The organism is Paraburkholderia sp. J69-1, from assembly GCF_905220255.1.
In the GTDB taxonomy this organism is placed as follows: Bacteria; Pseudomonadota; Gammaproteobacteria; order Burkholderiales; family Burkholderiaceae; genus Paraburkholderia.
Genome location: NZ_CAJMZG010000008.1, coordinates 97,329 through 116,263, shown reverse-complemented (window position 1 = coordinate 116,263; position 18,935 = coordinate 97,329). Strand labels below are relative to the sequence as shown.

The 18,935-nt window shown below is 65.0% G+C and carries 15 protein-coding genes; 3 read left to right on the top strand and 12 right to left on the bottom strand.

The window, feature by feature from the left end; translation table 11 throughout:
* Position 1: 1 nt before the first annotated feature.
* The 6 genes from U5A67_RS16305 to U5A67_RS16280 all read right to left on the bottom strand — a co-directional run bounded on the left by U5A67_RS16305 (position 2) and on the right by U5A67_RS16280 (position 5,711).
* Positions 2–655 carry an FMN-binding negative transcriptional regulator gene (locus U5A67_RS16305; RefSeq protein ID WP_321815373.1) on the bottom strand — a complete coding sequence of 218 codons (654 nt, stop codon included), beginning with the start codon at positions 653–655 and terminating at the stop codon, positions 2–4.
* Positions 656–769: 114 nt separating this feature from the next.
* Entirely contained in the window at positions 770–1,537 is a 768-nt protein-coding gene (locus U5A67_RS16300) for a DeoR/GlpR family DNA-binding transcription regulator (RefSeq protein ID WP_205984564.1), read from the bottom strand.
* Between the two features lie 81 nt (positions 1,538–1,618).
* Entirely contained in the window at positions 1,619–2,617 is a 999-nt protein-coding gene (gene pdxA, locus U5A67_RS16295) for a 4-hydroxythreonine-4-phosphate dehydrogenase PdxA (RefSeq protein WP_321815374.1), read from the bottom strand.
* Positions 2,618–2,680: 63 nt separating this feature from the next.
* Complete coding sequence (locus U5A67_RS16290) at positions 2,681–4,006, bottom strand: four-carbon acid sugar kinase family protein (RefSeq protein WP_321815375.1); 1,326 nt, start codon at positions 4,004–4,006, stop codon at positions 2,681–2,683.
* Positions 4,003–5,034 carry a 2-keto-3-deoxygluconate permease gene (locus tag U5A67_RS16285; RefSeq protein ID WP_321815376.1) on the bottom strand — a complete coding sequence of 344 codons (1,032 nt, stop codon included), beginning with the start codon at positions 5,032–5,034 and terminating at the stop codon, positions 4,003–4,005. Before U5A67_RS16285 ends, U5A67_RS16290 begins: the two co-directional genes overlap by 4 nt.
* A 362-nt stretch (positions 5,035–5,396) precedes the next feature.
* Complete coding sequence (locus U5A67_RS16280; RefSeq protein ID WP_321815377.1) at positions 5,397–5,711, bottom strand: hypothetical protein; 315 nt, start codon at positions 5,709–5,711, stop codon at positions 5,397–5,399.
* Between the two features lie 666 nt (positions 5,712–6,377).
* Here U5A67_RS16280 and U5A67_RS16275 point away from each other — a divergent pair.
* Entirely contained in the window at positions 6,378–7,391 is a 1,014-nt protein-coding gene (locus tag U5A67_RS16275; protein WP_205984560.1) for an acyl-CoA dehydrogenase family protein, read from the top strand.
* A gap of 81 nt (positions 7,392–7,472) precedes the next feature.
* On the opposite strand, the gene U5A67_RS16270 is transcribed toward U5A67_RS16275, so the two are convergent.
* Positions 7,473–8,015, bottom strand: a complete 543-nt coding sequence (locus U5A67_RS16270; protein ID WP_205984559.1) for a cysteine hydrolase family protein — start codon at positions 8,013–8,015, stop codon at positions 7,473–7,475.
* Positions 8,016–8,523: 508 nt separating this feature from the next.
* On the opposite strand from U5A67_RS16270, the gene U5A67_RS16265 reads away from it, so the two are divergent.
* Positions 8,524–9,402 carry an IclR family transcriptional regulator gene (locus U5A67_RS16265; RefSeq protein WP_321815378.1) on the top strand — a complete coding sequence of 293 codons (879 nt, stop codon included), beginning with the start codon at positions 8,524–8,526 and terminating at the stop codon, positions 9,400–9,402.
* Positions 9,403–9,475: 73 nt separating this feature from the next.
* Here U5A67_RS16265 and U5A67_RS16260 read toward each other — a convergent pair whose 3' ends face one another.
* Positions 9,476–11,596, bottom strand: a complete 2,121-nt coding sequence (locus U5A67_RS16260; protein WP_321815449.1) for a putative bifunctional diguanylate cyclase/phosphodiesterase — start codon at positions 11,594–11,596, stop codon at positions 9,476–9,478.
* Positions 11,597–12,021: 425 nt separating this feature from the next.
* Entirely contained in the window at positions 12,022–12,543 is a 522-nt protein-coding gene (locus tag U5A67_RS16255) for a cysteine hydrolase family protein (RefSeq protein WP_205984556.1), read from the bottom strand.
* Between the two features lie 244 nt (positions 12,544–12,787).
* On the opposite strand from U5A67_RS16255, the gene U5A67_RS16250 reads away from it, so the two are divergent.
* Positions 12,788–14,638 carry an acyl-CoA dehydrogenase gene (locus U5A67_RS16250; RefSeq protein WP_321815379.1) on the top strand — a complete coding sequence of 617 codons (1,851 nt, stop codon included), beginning with the start codon at positions 12,788–12,790 and terminating at the stop codon, positions 14,636–14,638.
* A 61-nt stretch (positions 14,639–14,699) separates the two neighbouring features.
* Here the strand turns inward: U5A67_RS16250 and ugpB are convergent, their stop codons facing one another.
* The 3 genes from ugpB to gspK form a co-directional block, all read right to left on the bottom strand.
* Positions 14,700–16,010: a sn-glycerol-3-phosphate ABC transporter substrate-binding protein UgpB gene (gene ugpB / locus U5A67_RS16245; RefSeq protein WP_321959725.1), complete on the bottom strand. Its 1,311-nt coding sequence runs from the start codon at positions 16,008–16,010 to the stop codon at positions 14,700–14,702.
* Positions 16,011–16,193: 183 nt separating this feature from the next.
* Positions 16,194–17,687 carry a methyl-accepting chemotaxis protein gene (locus U5A67_RS16240; protein ID WP_321815381.1) on the bottom strand — a complete coding sequence of 498 codons (1,494 nt, stop codon included), beginning with the start codon at positions 17,685–17,687 and terminating at the stop codon, positions 16,194–16,196.
* A gap of 117 nt (positions 17,688–17,804) precedes the next feature.
* Positions 17,805–18,935 (bottom strand): type II secretion system minor pseudopilin GspK, encoded by a 1,131-nt coding sequence (gene gspK, locus U5A67_RS16235; protein WP_321815382.1) that lies wholly within the window; start codon positions 18,933–18,935, stop codon positions 17,805–17,807.

The window sequence follows — 18,935 nt, the reverse complement described above, 5'->3', positions numbered from 1 at the left end:
TTCAGGGCTTGTTTTCAAGGCCCGCGAGGTGATCGAGCATCACACCGCCGATCGCCTCTTCGCCACGCGCGACCAGCGCTTGCGCCGCGCCGCGAATATCGCGCGCCTCCTTGTTCTGGCCAAGCTTGCGCTTGCCCACGAGGCGCGTGATTTCGATCTCCAGCCCGACAATAGCCTTGAGCATGGTGTCGAGATAATCGGTGGGCGCGTCGCCCATTTTCCAGGGCTTTGGCTCGCTGGCTTCGTGGGTGCGCGTGAGGCGCGCCACCACGCCGCGCACGAATTTTTCATCGTCGCGAATACGGATGCGGCCATGCGCGTGCACGACCACGTAATTCCACGTGGGCACCTGGCGATGCGTTTCGTGCTTGCTGGGATACCACGTCGGCGAAATATAGGCGTCGCCAGCGCGGAAAATCGCCAGCACGTCGTCGCCGTCTTTCACGTCCTGCCAGAGCGGATTGGCACGCGCCACGTGCGCGTGCAGCGTGCCCAACGTGCTCGGGCCGCCCTCATTAGCAAGGAGTTCGAAGGGAATGTGGTTGGCGTCCAGCCCGCTCGCGCCGTGGGTGACCAGCGTGCCGAACGGATGCTGCGCGATCAATGCGTGCAGGACTTCGGGACGGGATTCGTCGAAATGGGCGGGGACGTACATGGCGGCTCCACGATGCGCGGGTGGGGAAGCCATGATTGTCGCGCTAAAGCGCGATCGGTTGTAGAGCCAGAGGCGCGCGCAAACGGGGAACCAGAATGCGCCCGCCGCGCCGCTTTAGCCCGCCAGTTCCACCTCGACGCGCTGCAGCGCGCGAAACGGTTCGAGCATGTCTTCGGTCGCGCTCGCCGAGGTAATCAGCCGCCAGTCGCGTTCGAGCGGCGTCCAGTGCTGCTGGCGTGCGCGGCCGAGTTTGTCCGAATCCGCCAGCACGATCACCTGCGCCGCGCGCCGGATCATGCAGTCCTTGAGCGAGGCCTGCTGCGCGCTCGCTTCGCACAGACCGAAGCCGGCCACCACACCATCCGCACCCAGAAATGCAGTATCCACGCTCACGCGCGACAGCAGCAGTTCCGCCAGCGGCCCGAGCGTGCTCATGCTCGAACTGCGCAGATCGCCGCCGAGCAGCGTGACTTCGATACCCGGCGCGTTCGCGAGGGTGGTCACGGCCAGCAGATTGTTGGTGATCACATGCAGGTCGCTGCGCGTGAGCAGATGGCGCGCGAGCGCGGCGCAGGTGGTGCCGCCGTCGAGCATGACGGTGTCGCCATCGCGCACATGGGCCGCTGCGGCCAGCGCGATCAGCTCTTTCTGCTCGCGCTGCGCGGCCTTGCGCTCTTCGAGCGACGCTTCCGGTTCGTGCACGCCTACCAGCGCCGTGGCGCCGCCGTAAGTGCGCACGAGACGGCGCTGCTTGTGCAGCACCGCCAGATCGCGGCGAATCGTGGCCTCCGACACGCCCAGCGCCTCCGTCAACTGTTCGACGTTGGCCTCGCGCGTTTGCACGAGTTCGAGAATGGCGCGGTGACGATCGGAAGCTTTCATTGCATAAGCGGTGGCTGAACGGACCCGGCGATCTTACACGATGGCGCGAGCCCGTCCGCTCGCCTTATCGGCGAAACGCCATTAGCGGCGCGTGGCCAGTTCCGCGCCCTGACGCAGCGCTTCGAGCATGCTGCCTTCGTCCACCACGCCCTTGCCCGCGATATCGAACGCCGTGCCGTGATCGACCGAGGTGCGGATCACTTCCAGACCCACCGTCACGTTCACGCCCGCTTCGAGACCCAGCACCTTCACCGGACCGTGGCCCTGATCGTGATACATCGCCACCACGAGGTCGAAGTCGCCGCGGCCCGCGCGGAAGAACAGCGTATCGGCGGGCAGCGGGCCGGTCACGTCGAGACCGCGTTCCTGCAGCAGTTTCACGGCGGGAACGATCTTCTCCTCTTCCTCGCCATAACCGAACAGACCGTTTTCGCCCGCATGCGGATTGATCCCGCACACGCCGATGCGCGGCCGCTCGATGCCCGCCTTCACCAGCGTGGCGTTGCCGCGCTCGATCGTCCGCTGCACGAGACCCGGCTCGATCTTGCGGATCGCGTCGATGATGCCGATATGCGTCGTCACGTGAATCACGCGCAGTTGCGGCGCGACCAGCATCATCGACACTTCTTCGACGCCCGTGAGGTGCGCGAGCATTTCCGTGTGGCCCGGATACTTGTGACCGCCCGCGTGCAGCGCTTCCTTGTTCAGCGGGGCCGTGCAGATCGCGTCGATCTGCTTGCCCTGCGCGAGTTCGACCGCGCGCGCGATGTACTGGTACGCAGCGTCGCCCGCCAGCGGGGAAAGCTGGCCGAACGGCAGATCGTCGGGGATCAGATTCAGGTCGATCACGTCGATGATGCCCGGCTCGTAGCGCGCCTCGGACGGATCGTTCACACGCCGCACCGCGAGTTCCAGCCCGCAGATGGCGATCGCGCGTTCGAGGCGGCGCGCATCGCCGATCACGACCGGACGGCACTGCGCGTAGACCGTCGCATGCGTGAGACTCTTCGCGACCACCTCGGGGCCAACGCCGGCGGCGTCGCCCATCGTGATGCCGATGACGGGGATGTAAGTGCTCATAAATTCCTCAATGGTGCTTGCGTGGCGTCGGTGCGCGGCTCGTTGTGAGGCGCCGCGCGCCGCTCATGCCTGTGTCGGGTTGTGTTCGGTTGGGGTGTTTGCCTGCTCGCGCAGATGCCGCCAGGCGGCGTAGAGCGCATCGTCGGTGCCGAAAGCGCCGGCCTTGGTGACCACTGCAGGCCGATGCGCGGGTGGCGTCTGCGCAGTCTGCGCATGCGGGCGCGCGACGGCTACGCCCGCTTCGATTTCGGCGATCAGGCGCAGGGACGCAATGCCGGCCGCGTCGAGCATCGCGCGCGCCGTCTCGCCGCCCGTGGCAATCAGACCGCCGAGCGTGGCGAAATGCGGTGCGACCAGCGCGGCCAGCATCGCCGAAAGCTGCGCGCCTTCGGCAGGATCGAAAGCGTCGTCGCGGCCGATGCGCAGGAGCAGATCGGCGTGCGCCGTGTCGTGCGTCGTGCCATGCGACGTATCGAGCGCCGCGCCGATGCGCGCCAGCCACTGCGACCAGTGCCCGTGCGACCGACCGGCGCGCAGCACGTCCGGCGGCACGACGAGTTCGACGAGACCGACGCGCTCGCGCAGTACCGCGCATTGACGCTCGCCCACGGCGGACAGACTGCCGACCATCACGAGAATCGGGCCGGGCGCGCTGCCGCCGCGGTCTTGGTGGGCGTTATCGGCAACGGCATGGCTTGCGGCGCGCGGCGGGTCGAGCGTCGCCAGTTCGCGCGCGAGTCCGCCCGAGCCTACCCAGAAAAAAGGCGTGTCGAGTTCGAGCGTTGCGCCTGCGAGCGCGCGCAGATCCGCGGCGCTTTGCGCATCGACGATCAGCGCCTGCGCGCCGTCCGTGCCTTCCGCAGCGATCAGCGCCACGCGGCGCGACAAGGCGCGCGCATCGTCGTGCAGCAGCGCGGCGTTGAAGCGCTCGCTTTTGAGGCCCGCTGCCGCCAGCATCGCCGCCATATCGGCGTTGCGGCCCGCATGTTCGAGCTGCCAGGTTTCGGTCTGGTCGAGCGGCACGCCATGCACGAGCAGCGCGCCGCCGCGCACCGTGCGGCCCGTCGCCGGAAACGCCGGCGCGACGATCGCCAGGCCCGCCTGCTTCTGCAAGGCCGCGACTTCGGCGGCCCAGTTGCCGCGCAACGTCGAGTCGATCTTCTTGTACAGCCGGCGTTCGCGACCCAACGCAGCCGACGCGTGCGCGGTGCGCGCAGCGGCATCGGCGGGCGCGAGACGGCGCGTGTCGGTGTCGGCGGCGATCACGTCGGCGTCGTGCGCGGCCTGGGCTTCGTCGAGCGTCACCACCGTGCGATGGCCCGCGTTCGCGAACCCGATCGCGCAATCGGCGGCGCCGGAAAGATCGTCGGCGATGATCAGCAACTTCATGGCGCGAGCCTCTTGCCTTCGCAAGCCTGTGCGCTGTTCTGCATGCTGTTCTGCGCGCGATTGTGCTTCGCTTCGCGCGCCTGGGCGCGTTTCGCGGTCCAGGCCGTGAGCACCGGCGAGGCAATCGCCGTCACCACCACGCAGGCCGCGACCAGCAGCGTCGCGCTTTGCGCCGCGTGTTCGTAGACCGGATTGGCCGCCGCGACCAGCGCCGGCACGGCGGCGGCATTGCCCGCCGTATTGGCGGCCGCCACACCGGCCACGCCCGTGCCGCCGGTCACGCGATCGGCGAAATACAGCGGAATGCCCGTCACGATCACGACCGCAACGCCCATACCGATGCCGAGCAAACCGGCCTGCCAGACCTTGTGCAGATCGAGGCCCGCACCCAGCGCGAGCGCGAAAAACGGAATCATCACCGGCACGGCGCGCGCGAGGAAAGCGCGCATTTCGCGGTCGAGATTGCCAAGCAGCATCCCGGCGCACAGCGGCAGGATGCTGCCCACCAGCGTCTGCCACGGAAACGCGGAAAGACCGGCCACGCCCAGCGTGACCATCGTGAGAAACGGGCCCGACTCCAGCGACATGATGGTGTACGCGCCCACGTCTTCCGAGCGGCCGTACTGGCCCATCAGCGCCATGTAGAGACCGCCGTTGGTGTCGTTCATGGCGGCGACCACGGCCAGCGTGGACAGCCCCGCGAACAGACCCGAAGCGACCGGCTGCTCGCCGAGGAAATGCCCCATCAGCACGCCGACGATGATCGCCGCGCCCACCTTGGTGATGAACAGCGCGCCGCCCTTCTTGAGCAGATAAGGCGTGGCTTTCACGTCGATGCTCGCGCCCATGCAGACGTAGAACACCGCGAGGATCGGCAGCGCGCCGGTGAACAGGGCGTTGGTGAACGAGCCGAAGAACTTCGGCAGGCCGGGCACGAAGGTCGCCACGAGCGAGCCGACCAGCAACGGCACGATCATCATGCCGCCGGGAACGCGCTCGATCGAACGCTTGATAGGAATCTGGGCCATGCGAGTCTCCTCAATGATGATCCGATCGGCGCACGCCTTGGGCCAGCGTGGTCGCTCTGGTGGTTTTGATCGGTTTGCTCAATGTTTTGATTGAAACGATCATGGCGCAGTGTAAACGCGCGCGCAGGATTGCGCAATTCAATCATTTGTGTGATTGAAACGATCAAAATGGGGACGGTTGGAAGCGCGATGGCTGGCCGGTGGGCTGCACGGCGCGGGCTGCCCAGGCACGATCACGGCGAAAGCCTGATCGGGTTCGAACGGGAAATGAGCGGAATGCGCGTCTTTTTCAGGACTGCGCGCGCATTCGAATAGGCAGGCGCGCCGATGCGCCTGCGCCAAAGTCTGCGATACCGCGCCAGTCAGAACGCAAAGGCGTTGCGCGCTGTGGTGGCTGCGTCCGATTGAACGTCGGCGCCGTTGAGGATCTCCAGCAAACGCGCCACCCGGCTGCGCTGCGTCGCCACCAGATCGTAAGTCGATTCCAGTTTGTGCAGACGCTTCTTCCAGTATTCGCCGTCGATGCCGCGCGGCGAGTGCGGCAACTGCGCGGCTTGTGCGCGGTTCATGTATTGCACCATGCGCTCGACGTGATCGAGTTCGGCATCGGCGAGGATGGCTGGCAGGCGGCCGCAGTTCGCAGGGCCGCAAGAGGAGTCTTTCGGATTGGCACGCATGGTCTTGCTCGCTTTTTTATTGGCTTGCTAGCTGTCCGGATTGCCCGGAAAAACGCCCGCGCGGGTCGTCCAGCCCTTCCCCGGACCCGTTCGCGACGCGTGATTGACCGGCTGCCGCGCAAGGATCGGCGGGCGCCCGTATGTATTCCTGCTTTTCTCCCATTTGTCTGCTGACAATAACCGCCTTCGCGCGGCGCGCTTGACCGTACGTCTCAGTTTTTCATCGGCGTTCAATATTGGGGATACATCATCTCGGCATCGGCAACACGCTTCGCTTCGCGAACGATTGCGCCAACCCATTGCGCCCGCAACGAATTCACACGCGAGGCTCGGCGTTATTTCCAGATCCGCAATGCATTACGTCGTGAGATGGAACAAAACCGCGCCGATGTCATGCGCCCGCCGCGTATCGCCCGAGGAGACTGGCGTTGCGCGCATCCGGCCGTTTCGATTTCACGCGGCGCACGCACGGCAAAGCGGAATACAGGGTTTTTGTCGGGTTTTTTTCGGGTTGCCTCGTGCGGAACGCGCTCATAGAATCGGAACGACTCAAAGAGGCGGCGAGCCGCCCATAAAGAAGACAGCATCAGGAGGACGATCCATGACGACCGCGCAGCACGCGCTTTATCGAGCGGGCGCATGACGCCAATAAGGGAGAGACACACCATGGACGATACGCTGACGACATCGGCGCAAACCGTGCTCGGCGATCTCTGCACGCCGCAATTCGTGCGCGGCGTGGAGCTGACGCAGGACCGCCGCGCCGGACGCGAACTCTGGCGGCAACTCGAAGCGCTCGGCCTGCTCGACGCACTCGTGCCGGAAACGCTGGGCGGCGCCGATCTGCCGCTCGCGCAGGCGGCGGGCGTGCTGTTCGCGTTCGGCCAGCACGCCTTGCCGCTGCCCGCCGCACACACCATGATCGCGCGCCATCTGCTCGCGGCCGCCAACGTGGCCGCGCCGCGCGGGCCGATTGCGCTCGCCATCGCCGATGCCACGCAACGTTCGGCCTTCGTGCCCTACGGTCAGGTCGCCGATGCCGTGGTCGTGGAAACCAATACCGGCACCTGGCTGGTCGCGCTCAACGCTTCCTGCGTGGAAAAACATGGCGATGCCCTCGACGCCACCGTGCGCTTCGACACGCGCGTGGCGCAGCCGCTGCCCGCGCGCGGCATCGCGGAACTGGGTGCGATCGTGACCGCCGCCACCATGGCGGGCGCGATGCAGCGCGTGCTCGACATCAGCACTGCGTATGTCAACGGCCGCGCGCCGGCCAGCCGCACCTGCAGCACCTTTCTCGCGCTCGAGCGCCAGTTGAGCGTGATGGCCGGACATGTGGCCGCCACGCGCGTGGCAGCGGAACAAGGCTGCGCCGCGCATCGCAGCGGCGAGCAGCGCATCGCCAGCGCCATCGCCAAAGCGCGCGCCAGCCGCGCCGCGCCGCTGGTGGCCAATGGCGCTTATGGGCTGATGGGTTCGGTCGGCAATGCGGCGAAGGTCGATCTGCAACTCTTCACGCGCCGGCTGCACGCGCAACGGCTGCAATACGGTTCGGAGTCGTTCTGGGATGAAGTTGTCGGCACGCATGCGCGCGATCAACGCGCGGGCATGAACGACGATGTGGTCGGGATTTTCGATGCGCTCGACGAAGTGGCGACCTTGAGGCCGGGCTTGCGGTAGTCCATCCGCGCTCGTTGCGCTTGCCGCCACGCAAAACGCGCCTTGCTTTCGCAGGCGCGTTTTGTTTTTCAGGCGTCGCGATCAGAACTCGAAGTCGTCCGTGCGCGCGAGTCGCACAAACGGCCCATTGAGCGTGCGATTGTGATGCTCGACGATCTCGCGCGCCTTGAGCGACGGCGTATCCATCGTGGTGTGCGCGTCCTCGATCAGCACGGCGCGCAGGCCCAGATCGAGCGCGGCGCGGCAAGTCGTATCGACGCAATATTCGCTCTTCATACCCACGATCGCCACCTCGCTCACGCCCGCTTCGGCCAGTTGCTGCGCGAGACCGGTGCCGACGAAACAGCTCGGCCGCGTTTTCGCAAACACCGTGTCGCGCGCCGGGTCCACATCGAGATCGGGCAGCAGTTGCGTCAGCGCGCTATCGGGCGCGAGCGGCGAACCGGCTGGCCCGGTGTGGCGCGCGGCGTAGATCGGCGCACCCGCCTCGCGCGCCCGCGCGATCAGCGTGTTGATGTTGGCGAGCACGCGCGCGCCTTCGTGCGGCGCCGGGCTGGCGTTGAACAGACCGAGCTGCATATCGACGATCAGCAGGGCGCGGCGGGGCGCGAGAGGGTCTTGCATGGCGTTTCTCCTTCGATTCCTCGTTGTTGCCGGTACGGAAGCGAGGGCGAAAGAAACGACAAGGCCCCGTCCGTTACCGGCGGGGCCTTGGGGTGGATGCGCTTGATAGCGTTGAACCGTGCTCGCGTCTCGACCTCACGACCCGCCAGAAGCGGTCGTGGTGGTCGTAGTGATCGCGCTGATCGCGCGGGCGAGAGAAAAATGGCTCATGCGGACAATCATGCGGTACGTCCCCATCACCCGTCAACGGTCGATCCGGCGCGCATAAGCGCGCGACGATTGCGTTCGATCGAACCGGCAAGTCCAGATTCCCGTCCCAACCGGCTTCGATCACCACATCGCACGGCAAACTGGGCGCGGCAAAGCGTCGCGATTCTCAAAAAAAATGAGACTGCCGTCTTAAATTCTTGTTTTGCATCAAATGTCGAAGCTAGAATGCCGGGTTTGCCGCGCGGCGCACAGGGTTAATCCTGGTTGCGCCGCCCTCATCCCGACGAAGGAATCCGACATGAAAGACCCACTCAGCCGCGACCGCGAGAGTACCGGCCGCGCCGACGAGGCGGCCGAATCATCCAGCGAAGCCGTGCTCGTTAGCGCACTCGCACGCGGCATCCGGATTCTGCAGTGCTATTCGATGGGGGCGTCGGAGCTGTCGGCGCGCGAACTGGTCGAGCGCACTGGTCTGCCCAAGCCCACCGCGCTGCGCCTGATCAACACGCTCTGCGAATTCGGCCTGCTGCGCTATTCGGAGCGTATTTCGAAATACGTGCTGGGCACGGAGATGGTGAGCCTCGCCGCGCCCGCGCTCGGCCGCATGACGATCCGCCAGATCGCCCGGCCGATGATGCAGGAACTGGCCGATTACTGTCAGGGCCAGGTGAAGCTCGCGGTCGGCCATCGGATGAATCTGGCCTACACGGAAGTGATTCAGGGCGCGGGCAGTTCGGTGTATCGCGCGGAAACCGGCACGCGCGTGTCGCTGTCGCGCACGGCAGCGGGCCGCGCGTATCTGTGGACCGTGCCGCCCGCGGCGCGCGAACTGTATCTGCAGGACGTGCTCACGCGCGATCCGGTCAAGGGCGAACTGCTGGCGCAGCGGCTCGCGCAGGCGCGGCAGCAGTTGCGCGAATCGGGCTGCACAGTGTCTTACGGCGATATGCAGCGCGAGATTCACTCCGTCGCGATCCCGCTGGTTTCGCCCATCGACGATGAATACTGGGTGTTCAGCTGCTCGATTGCCGTGTTCAATCTCGGCGACAACCAGTTGATCGACGATATCGCGCCGCGTCTGATGTCGCTGGTGCGGCGGGTGGAATCGTCGCTCGGCAGCATGCGCGGCGCCGCGCACGAGCTGGACACGCGGCCGTGGAGCCTGGCCGCGATTTAAGGCGCTCAAGACACCACATTTAGCGCTGCGTATGCGGCAAGACGGCTGTTCAGCCGCCTGCCAGCGCAGCGTTTCAACCCGCTGCGACTGCAACCGCAGCGACCGGCGGCGCGGGTTCAGTCGCCGCCGCGCCCAAGAGGCTCAGCTTGCCGCTCGCCACCAGTTGCGCCAGCGGCACGGGGCGGCCCAGCAGGAAGCCCTGCACTTCGTCGCACCCCTCGCCCGCCAGCAGATCGAGCTGATCCTGCGTTTCGATGCCTTCGGCCAGCACGGGAATTCCCAGACTCTTGCCCAGCGCCAGCACCGCGCGGATGATCGCCGTCGCCTGGCGGCTCGATTCGGCTTCGCTCACGAAAGACTGGTCGAGCTTGATCTTGTCGAACGGGAACGAGCGCAGCGTATCGAGCGACGAATAGCCGGTGCCGAAGTCGTCGAGCGCCAGGTTCACGCCCAGTTCCTTGATGCGTTGCAGCGTTTCGAGCGAGCGTTCGCGGTCGGCGAAAATCGTCGATTCGGTCAATTCGAGTTCGAGACGCGATGGCGGCAGCCCCGTTTCGGCCAGCACTTCGGCGACCAGCGAAGGCAGATCGTCGTGCGCGAACTGCACCGGCGAGAGGTTCACGGCCACCTTGCAGGGCGGCTGCCACGTCACCGCGCGCGAGCACGCTTCGCGCAGCACCCACGCCCCAATCGACAGGATCAGGCCGTTCTCTTCGGCCAGCGGAATGAACACGCCCGGCGAAATAAAGCCCTGACGCGGATGCTCCCAGCGCAGCAGCGCTTCGTAGCCGCAGATTTCGCCGCTCGCAATCGAGGTCTGCACCTGGTAATGCACGCTCAACTGCCCGCGCGCGAGCGCGTCGCGCAGATCGGCGGCGAGCGAGCGGCGCGCGCGCGCCATTTCGTCCATCTTCGGCTCGTAGAAACACACCGAGCGCGTGAGGTCGGCCTTGGCGCGGTACATCGCCAGATCGGCGTTATTGATCAGCACGGTCTGCGTGGTGGCGTCGTCCGGGTAGATCGCCACGCCCATGCTCGCGCCCGAGATCACTTCCCAGTCGTCGTAGCGGATCGGGCGGAACAGCGCCGCCTCCAGCCGATGCAGAAAGTCGTCGAGCGCTTCGCGGCGCTGGAAGCGGCGCAGCGCCACGAATTCGTCGCCGCCCACGCGTGCGACGAATTCGTCGTCGCGCACGAGGCTCTTGAAACGCAGCGCCAGGATGCGCAGCACTTCGTCGCCCGCGTGGTGGCCGCGCAGATCGTTGATGTCCTTGAAGCGGTTCAGGTCGATGCCCACCAGCGCCAGCTTGCCGCCATGCGCGGCCGTGCGCGTGATTTCGGCGTCGAGGCGTTCGTTGAAACCGGCGCGGTTCGGCAGGCCGGTGAGCATGTCCGAAAGCGCCATGGTGCGCAGATGTTCGACCGATTCGGCGCGCACGCTGTCGTCGAGCAGATAACTGACGAGGCCCGCACCGGCGATGATGAAGGCCATGCCGGCCACCGCCAGCGCCAGCGCTTCGAGCGCGGCGGAATTGGCCACGTGCGGGTCGATGGCGAGCGGCTCGATCTGGAACGCGCTCATGCCGATGAAGTGCAGCGTGGCGATGGCCGTCGCGAGCAGCGCCGCGACCGCAGCCACCTGAGCGCGCGCGCTGGGTGCGTTGCCCTCGCCGCCCTCGGCGTTGAGGGCGGGCCGGCGCGAGGCGCGGTCGAACGCGAGCGCGCCGAACACCACCGAAAACACGATCGAGACCACCAGATACGGACGGTTCCAGGTGACGATGCCCTCGACGCGGTACGCCGTCATGCCGGTGTAGTGCATCAGCGAAATGGACAGCCCGACCAGCGCGCCGCCAATCGCCGGCGCGGCGCGCGTCATGCCGCTGCACGCCACGAAAATGCCGAGGAAACTGCCGCCCAGCGCGATCAGCAGCGAAACGATGGTGAGCACGGGATCGAAACTGACCGGCACGCCCGGTTCGAAGCCGAGCATCGCCACGAAATGCGTGCACCAGATCGCCACGGCCGCCGTGGTGGCGGCGAGGAATTGCCAGCCCGCGCGCTGCATGCCGCGCGTGGCGAACGCCCGCCGCACGAGGCGCGCCGTCACCCACGAACCCGTGCCGCAGATCAGCACGGCCACCAGAACGAGCCACGGATTGTGCTTGTAGACGATGCAGCCCAGCACGTTCATCACGGGAAGGCCTCCTTTGAGCCTGAATAGTTGAGTGACGCGGTTGATTTACGCGGCTTATTAGCTACGCGCGAAGGGCCGCGACGATACCACGACACAATGTCGCCGCGCTGCGGCCTCGGCCCGGCAATCCGGGAAGGCACAGGGCGGCGATAAAAATGGGAAATACGGAGCAGGCCGGCCTCGCGCGGTGCGAACGCAGCCCGTTCGCCAGTCTACGGCACGTATGCGCCATAACTTTATAAAGCCCTTATTTATTCGAGTATTTGCAAACGTTTCACGGGCTTTCTTAGACGATTCGGCCGGATTTTCTGGCGATGGCGGAGAAAAACATCAGTGCGGGCTTCGCGCAACCCGGCGCGCCTGCAGCGAAAAAGACGCTGATCTTCCTCAACCGCAAGCGCACCGTTCAGATCGGCAAAAAATCAGAAGACTTCGGTGGAAGGCGCCAGCGTCACGCGCGTAGCCAGCGCGTTAAGCGCGATGGCGTGAATCATCTGGCTGACCGTCGTGCAGGCGTCGCTGAGCACGGTCACTTTCTGGTAGTCGTCCGCGCGGCGGGACAGCGCCGTGTGCGTCACGCAGTTCTGCGTCATCATCCCGCACAGGATCAGTTCGTCCACGCCCAGGCGCTGCAAGGTGTCGTGCAGCGTGGTGCGCTCGAAGGCATCGGCGAACTGCTTGACGACCACGGGCGCGTCGGGCGCGGCGGCCTGGATGCGCGCATGCGTTTCCACGCCGACCGTGCCCGCGTTGAAGAACGGCGAGTTGCCTTTGGCGGCATCGGCGACGTGCTGGACGTGGATCACCGGAATGCCCTTCGCCTGCGCGCGGCCGATCGCGCGCTCGACCACGGCGAGCGTCGCGTCGGCGTTCCAGAGCTCGAACGCGCCGCCGGGAAAGTAGTCGTTCTGGAGGTCGATGACGATCAGCGCGGGTTGGCTCATGCAAATGCTCCTGTTCTTCAGTGAGTGTCCGTGAGTGGGCAGAAAATGCGCGTTGACTGAACCGCAACAGCTCGATGAGCGCGCGGCGCACCATTGTTTCCGGGACGCAGCGGCAAAGCAAGCTGCGCGATGCGAAACCTCGCAAACCCCGTGTGCCCTTCGCGCAATCACCAATAGCACGATCGTTCTATTTCAGTGTAGTCTGGCGTACTTCCTCGTCACCTATTTCGCGAGACCGCCTGCCATGTCGCTGATCTTCTCCCGCCGTGACCTGAATTTTCTGCTGTATGAATGGCTCGATGTCGAGCGCCTGACGCGCATCGAACGCTACGCCGATCACTCGCGCGAAACCTTCGACGCCGCGCTCGACACCTGCGAGAAGATCGCCACCGACCTGTTCGCGCCGCACAACAAGAAGAACGACCAGCACGAGCCGCATTTCGACGGCGAGACCGTCACCATCATCCCCGAGGTGAAGACCGCCCTGAAGGCGTTCTGCGAAGCGGGCCTGATGGCGGCGGGCCAGGATTACGACTACGGCGGCATGCAGTTGCCGCTGGTGGTCGAAAAAGCCGGCTTCGCCTGGTTCAAGGCGGCCAACGTGGGGTCGAGCGCCTATCCGTTCCTGACCATCGGCAATGCGAACCTGCTGCTCAAGCACGGCACCGAACAGCAGATCGAGACCTTCGTGAAGCCCGAACTCGAAGGCCGCTACTTCGGGACGATGTGTCTTTCGGAGCCGCAGGCCGGTTCCTCGCTTTCGGACGTCGCCACGCGCGCCGATTACGAAGGCGAATCCGCGCTGGGTGCGCAATATCGTCTGCGCGGCAACAAGATGTGGATTTCGGGCGGCGAGCACGAGCTTTCCGAGAACATCGTGCATCTGGTGCTGGCGAAGATTCCCGGTCCGGACGGCAAACTCATTCCCGGCGTGAAAGGCATTTCGCTCTTCATCGTGCCGAAGTACCTCGTCAACGAAGACGGCTCGCGCGGCGAGCACAACGACGTCGTGCTCGCGGGTCTCAATCACAAGATGGGTTATCGCGGCACCACCAACTGCCTGCTGAATTTCGGCGAGGGCACGAAGTACGCGCCGGGCGGCCGCGCAGGGGCGATCGGCTATCTGGTGGGCGAGCCGCACAAGGGCCTCGCCTGCATGTTCCATATGATGAACGAGGCGCGCATCGGCGTCGGTCTGGGCGCGACGATGCTCGGCTACACCGGTTATCTGCACGCGCTCGATTACGCGCGCAATCGTCCGCAGGGACGCGGCATGGGCGCGGCGGGCAAGGACCCGGCCTCGCCGCAGATCAAGCTGGTCGAACACGCGGACGTGCGCCGCATGCTGCTCGCGCAGAAAAGCTACGTGGAAGGCGCGCTCGCGCTGAACCTCTGGTGCGCGAAGCTCGTGGACGAAGCCAGCGCCATCGACGACGATGCCGCGCGCGAACCGCTCACGCTGCTGCTCGACCTGCTCACGCCGATTGCGAAAAGCTGGCCGTCGCAATGGTGTCTCGCCGCCAACGATCTGGCGATCCAGGTGCATGGCGGATACGGCTATACGCGCGAATACAACGTCGAACAGTTCTATCGCGACAACCGCCTCAATCCGATTCACGAAGGCACGCACGGCATTCAGGGCCTCGACCTGCTGGGCCGCAAGGTGACGATCAAGGACGGCGCCGCGCTCAAGCTGTTTGCGCAGCGCGTGCAGGCCACGCTCGATCGTGCGCGCTCGAATGGCGAAGCGCAGGACGCCGCGCATGCGCGCGCGCTCGAAGCGGCGCTGGCGCGTCTGACCGAGGTCACGCGCGCGCTGTGGGCGGCAGGCGACCCGAATGTGACGCTGGCGAACGCTTCGGTGTATCTGGAAGCGTTCGGCCACGTGGTTGTCGCCTGGGTCTGGCTCGAACAAGCGCTGGCCGCGCGCGCGGCGCTCAAGCACGCACAAGGCGACGACGCCGATTTTTATCGCGGCAAGCTCGCGGCGGCCACGTACTTCTTCGCATGGGAATTGCCGAAGACCTCGGCGCAATTCGATCTGCTTGCGTCGCTCGATCGCACCACGCTCGACATGCAGGACGCGTGGTTCTAAAACAAAACGGCGCGCTGTTTCAAAGGCAGCGCGCCGTTGTTCGTGACCTGCGGTTTTACGCTTAACCGCCCTGTTTTTCGAAACGCCTCAGCAATTCGTTGCCGCGCGAATTGGCCGAATCGAGCGCCTGTTGCGGCGTCTTGCTGCCGGTCCAGACCTGTTCGAGTTCCTCGTCCACCACCGTGCGAATCTGCGGCATGTTGCCCAGACGCAGGCCCTTCGTATAGGGCAGCGGCGGCTTGTTGAGCATCTGTTTGGTGGCCGTATCGGCGCCCGGATGCGCGGTGTAGAAGCCTTGCTTGCGCGCGAGATCGTAAGCCGCGGTCGTCACCGGCAGATAGCCGGTATCTTCATGCCACTTCGCGGCCACCGCAGGCGAAGTCAGATAGGCGAGAAACTTCGCAACGCCTTTGTAGACCTCGGGATTCTTGCCCGCCAGCACCCACAGACTCGCCCCGCCGATCATCGCGTTCTGCGGCGCGCCTTTCACGCTCGGGTCATACGGCATCATGCCGGTGCCGAACTGGAACTTCGCGTACTTCTGCACATTGGCGAGCGCGCCCGACGATCCCATCATGATGCCGCAGTCGCCGCTATAGAACTTGGCGGTAGCTTCGTCCTTGCGGCCCACATAGGTGAAGGTGCCGTCTTTCGCCATCTTCTGCAGGAAGGCGATATGCGCAACCTGCAGCGGCTTGTTGATTTCGAGTTCGGCGTCTGCGCCGTCGAAACCATTGTTGCGCGTGGCGATCGGCGCGGCCTGCCAGGCGCTGTAGTTTTCGATCTGAATCCAGCCTTGCCAACCGGTCGTGAAGCCGCAGGTCAGGCCAGCGGCCTTGAGTTTTGCGGCATCGGCGGCGACTTCGGGCCACGTTTTGGGCGGCGCATCGGGATTCAGGCCAGCCTTTTTAAAGGCGTCGCGATTGTAATAAAGCAGCGGCGTGGAGCTATTGAACGGCATCGATACCAGATGACCGGTTTTCGCGTCGCTGTAATAGCTCGCGACGGTCGGCACGAACGCCTTTTCGTCGAACGGCACGCCAGCATTTTTCATCACGTCGTACACCGGCACGACGGCTTTTTTCGCCTGCATCATCGTGGCCGTGCCGACTTCGTAGACCTGCAGGATCGCGGGAGCGTCGCCGCTGCGATAAGCGGCAATGCCGGCCGCCAGCGTCTGATCGTAAGTGCCCTTGAAAACCGGCACGATCTTGTAGTCGCTTTGCGAAGCATTGAATTGCTGGGCGATTTCGTTCACGCGCTCGCCCAGTTCCGATTCCATTGCATGCCAGAACTGGATTTCAGTCGGCGCGGCGTGCGCGGCCGGTGCGGCCAGAACGCCGCCCGCGCACGCCACGGCGGCGGCGATCATGCGCGCGGCATGGCGCAGTGCAATAGATGGTTTCGTGCGCAACTTCTTGTGCTGTCTCATCGGGCTCTCTTTCCTGGCAGGATGTCGATACGGGATGGCAAAAAGCGGTTGTGAAGCGGCATGGCAAAGCGCGAAGCTGCGCAAGGTTAGCACAGCGATATGACGCAAGCGGCGTCGCGCGGCTCAGCCTTCATCGTCTTCTGCGCCGTCATCCACCAGAAAGATCGAAACCGCCCGGTGCAGATTGTTCGCCTGTTGCCGCAATCCCGCCGACGCCGCGCTCACATCGAACACATGCGCCACATCGCTCGCGAACATCGCATCGATGGCGGCCATCTCGCGTAGAAAGTGCTCGAAGTCCTGCGAACGTAGCGCGCTTTCAGCCGCGACGTTTTCCACCACGCCGGCCACGGCTTCGATGCGCGCCAGCACGCTCGCCATCGATTCGCCCGCGCGCTGCGCGAGTCCCGCGCCCTCCTCAACATGCTGTTGCGATGCCTCGATCAGCAGCTTGATTTCCTTCGCGGCGGCCGCGCTGCGCTGCGCCAGTGCGCGCACTTCCCCGGCCACGACGGCAAAGCTGCGCCCTTTCTCGCCCGCCCGCGCCGCTTCTACCGCCGCATTGAGCGCGAGGATATTGGTCTGCACCGTGATCGCCTCGATGGTTTCGATCATCGCGCTCATATTGCCGGTCGCCTGATTGATCTGCCCGATCTTGCCGACCAGATCGCTCACCGCGCGGCCGCTATCCTGCGCGATGCCCGCCGCTTCCTGCGCCATGCGATTGGCCTGCCGGGCGTGATCGGCGCTTTCGCGCACGCGCTGCTCGATCACGCCGATAGCGGCCGCGCTGTCCTTGAGCGTCGATGCCTGCGTCGAGATCTGCCCGGACAGAGCGCGATTGCGTTCGGCGATACTGTCCGACGCTTTCGCCATCGTGTCGATCGTGCCGACGATATCGCGCATCGTGCGATGCAGTGCAGCCAGCGTGCCCTGAAACAGGCGGCTGCCCGCGCCCTTGAGCGACGTAATGCAGTCGACGCGCAGATCGAAATGCCCGGCGTGACGCGACAGCACATCGCCGAGCATGGCCAGTTCGCGCCCGGCAATCGCGTCCTGTTTCATGCTGTGCGCGATATAGCTCAGCAGGACCGCCTGAACGACGACATAAGCCGCGTGTTCCAGCACCGTGACGAGCGACGGCGAGGTAAAGCAGAACACGCCGAATCCCCACAACTGGAGATAATTGAACGCCACATGATGAACGGCAATCACAGCGGCGGCGCAAAGAATCGCCCGCCAGTCGCGATACGCCAGCAGGAAAGACATAAAGACGAAGACGCCGAAATGCAGCTCCAGCACGCCATGCTCCTGATGGATATGGAGCGCGGCAAACGTCATCAGCGATGCGGCCATATAGAGGCGCGTGATCAGCCAGCCAGGCAGCACAAAGGCCAGAATCGTGCCGAGCGCCGCAGTCGGCAAGCCGATCACAAACACGGCCTGCCACGTGTCGTAGTGGCTCGCGAGTCCGCAGGCGGCGGCGAACAAGGCCCACAGCACGCCAACCATCATGCGGTCGACGCTCACATGGAGCGAGCGCAGAAGGTCTCTCTCACCCCGCGCTCGCGACGGTTCGGCAAAGGCTACACCGGGATGGTTCGACATGACATTCATGTTAGCTTCCACGGCCACCTCTCTCAGATATTATTAGTATTCCTGTTCGTAGAGCCCCGCGCCGGCATTATAGCGACGAAAAAATTCAGTCGCGCCGCTTTGCAAAATAGCCCCCTTTCATAGCTGATCCTGCACGCGCACCACGCGTGTGGCGTGAGTCAGCGGATCGCGCCACACCAGCGTCGTGCGGTCCACTTCGGCGCGATCGTGCTGCACGCCGCCGTGCACCAGAAAGTAGCTGGTGTTCACGTCGTAGAGCGACGAATCCAGTGTCACGCCTTCGACATCGGCGGCGGCCAGCGCCAGCGACACATCGCTCATATTGCGAAAGAACACCGTCTGACGACGCGCGACGAACGCCTGCGCTTTTGCCAGCGTCATTTCCGGCACGATGGCGCTCAAGACCTCGGCGCTCGCGGTATTCATGTTCACCGGCGTGGCGTTCGGCAGCACCGTGATAAACGGACGCAAGCGTGCGACGGCAGCCGGCGTGAAACCGGGAATGTCGAGCAAGGCGTCCGTGTCGGTCATCAGCAGCGATGCGACCTTGCTGTCCGCGTCGTCGTCATCGTCGAGGCCGGGGTTATCGGTGACATTGGCGCCGTCTTCTTGCGGCTGGCTCGATGTGGCCGATGTGCTGGATGCGCTCGTTGTTCCGGCGTTTTCGAAACGCGTGGCGGAATGCGACAGCCCGGCGCGCACATAGAGCGCCGTTTTGCTCGCCAGCTTGCCATCGAGACCCAACAGTTGCAGCAGCCGCTGGAATGCCTGCAATTGCGTCACGTTCACTTCCAGCACGCCGGGCGACGGATTCGCCACCAGACTGCGCAGATTGAAACGCGACTGGGCGTCTTCGACCGTACCGGTGAGCCAGGTCGATCCGGCCATCGCATCTTCGTCGCCGCCCGTTTCGCCGATGAAATGACTCAGGCGCGTGCGCGCAACCGGCGTGCTCCAGAGTCCGCCCAGATAGGTCACGGACGGCAAGGTGTCGGCTTCCGCGTGCAGCACGAGCCGCGTCAGGTCGAGCGCGCCGCGCGCCACCCATTGCGCCTGGCCGATCAGGCGCTGGTTTTCGATGCGCCGAACCTGCACCTGCTCGCGCCAGAGAATGCCCGAGACGAGAATCGCCGATAACGCCATCACCAGCAGCGCCGTAATGATCGCCGCGCCGCGTTCGCGCGGCTTATGGCGTTGCTGATGACGTTGCTTATGACGCGGCGTGCGGGGAGATCCACTGCTGCGCAT